This is a genomic window from Xanthomonas sp. SHU 166 (assembly GCF_000364685.1).
GTDB classification, from domain to species: Bacteria; Pseudomonadota; Gammaproteobacteria; order Xanthomonadales; family Xanthomonadaceae; genus Xanthomonas_A; species Xanthomonas_A sontii.
In genome coordinates this window covers 1-1,154 of sequence record NZ_AQOJ01000369.1, presented here as the reverse complement: position 1 = coordinate 1,154, position 1,154 = coordinate 1, and the positions used below count along the sequence as shown (strand labels likewise).

The 1,154-nt window shown below is 63.2% G+C and carries 1 protein-coding gene; it reads right to left on the bottom strand.

What is annotated here, in order from left to right:
- Positions 1 to 32: 32 nt before the first annotated feature.
- Positions 33 to 359 carry a hypothetical protein gene (locus D180_RS10425; protein ID WP_157835450.1) on the bottom strand — a complete coding sequence of 109 codons (327 nt, stop codon included), beginning with the start codon at positions 357 to 359 and terminating at the stop codon, positions 33 to 35.
- Between the last annotated feature and the right edge of the window lie 795 nt (positions 360 to 1,154).

The window sequence follows — 1,154 nt, the reverse complement described above, 5'->3', positions numbered from 1 at the left end:
TGGGACATGTCACGGCTCCTGCATCGACCAAGTCAGGGAACGGCAGCGCTATCCCGTACCACGGAAGAGCGCGGCGTCGCCGCCGCTGCCCCCACCTTCCCGCTCGTGAATGCATGGGGGCAGACACGCGCATACAGCTCCGACGAGTACGCGTTGTAGCAGTACGGGTTGGTGACGGTGAAGGCGCCCGTGGCGGGATTGATCGGCGCCCAGCAGTCGCTGGGCACGCCGATCGTGCAGAAGAGAAAGGGATCGTTGTCGTAGTACGGAATGAACTCGTAGTAGCCGTCAGTCTGCGCCGACGAGGGCAAGGCCATCACTGACAGCAGCGCCAGGGGAAACAATCCACGCTTCTTCACGACCCTTTCTCCTTGATGGGTTACCAATCTTCCAGCCCCGCTTGAGGCCAGGCATCAGTAGCTTTTGAAAACCGCCTTGGAACATGCGGTGTAGATCACCTTGCATTGCATACCAGAGACCGCGCGATTCTCTCGCTCGCAACGCCCCATCGCGACGCCGCTGGCTGCTTCTTCGTCGCCTGCGGCGGCGAAGCTTGTCGGCCCGTCGAGGTAGGCCCTTCCCCCCACCTGTGGCTCGCAACAGCCGCACACTGGTTTTTATAGACAAAGCCGATTCGACAATCCTTCACTCCATCGGAAGAGCAGCGCCTCAGCGCGTCGGCCTCCGCTCCGGATTTCGATGCCTTGCCTGTCGTCACCCCCAGGCTGTTCCAGCCGTCGCCCGAGCCCATGGCAATAGCACCCCAGGTCTTTACCCAGTACCCAGTCGGCCGGAGAGCCTCCTGCGGGGCCGCCTGGTTCTGCGGAATCGGAGCGCAACCAGCCGCCCCCTGGCCACCGATGGGATACTGGCCGGGGGGACATCCGCCTTCCGCGTGGGCGCCATACGCAGCGACCATCAAGACGCAAAGCGCTAGAAGTTTGAAGTACATAGCTCTCTCTTTCACGTCACCTGATCCTGGTATCCCGGTTGGCAGCGCCCATGACGCCACTGCCTTCGGAAGGAGAATTGTTGGCCGGCGCGCCGCCAAGCCGGTGGTTAGCCGAGCCCACCATCGAACCCGACGAAGCCTGCGAATCCGGTCGGGTTTGCGGTGGACTGTAAGACCCCGGCGGCTGCCCCTGCGGCCCCGG